Origin of the sequence: Iodidimonas nitroreducens (assembly GCA_000710935.1) — a bacterium.
Lineage (GTDB): Bacteria > Pseudomonadota > Alphaproteobacteria > Sphingomonadales > Rhodothalassiaceae > Iodidimonas > Iodidimonas nitroreducens.
On the sequence record BAYV01000057.1, the window covers coordinates 1 to 359 of the forward strand.

Consider the following 359-nt stretch of genomic DNA (forward strand, 5'->3'; position numbering starts at 1 on the left):
ATGATCTGGTGACTGGAGTTAATGCACCTCCTGGTTGCAAAAACAATACGTTGCTTTTGCCTGTTGGTTTTCCCAACTAAGGTTGGGGTAGATAATCAATTGGCAAAGATAAGAGAAGGACAGGGTAAAGGTTAGATATAAGCAAACCAATTATTCAGCGTCCTGACCACCGAGCACCAGCAATTTAACCGTTATCACTTGACTCCTCAGCCGTGACCATTCCCGAAAAGTTGCGGCTTTTTGACGATCATAGGCAGAGATTTGGTTAAGGTAACGTTCACTGTCTCCTTCCCCAAAGCGGTAGGAAACCTTGGCAATTTCGAGGCGTTGCTTGTCCCGTTTGGCAATTTCCTGCTCAA

Annotated in this window: 1 pseudogene; it reads right to left on the bottom strand. The window is 45.4% G+C overall.

Features of this window, described 5'->3' with window-relative positions:
- Nucleotides 1-150: 150 nt before the first annotated feature.
- A pseudogene (locus AQ1_RS12300) lies at nt 151-359 on the bottom strand (hypothetical protein); the annotation flags it as partial.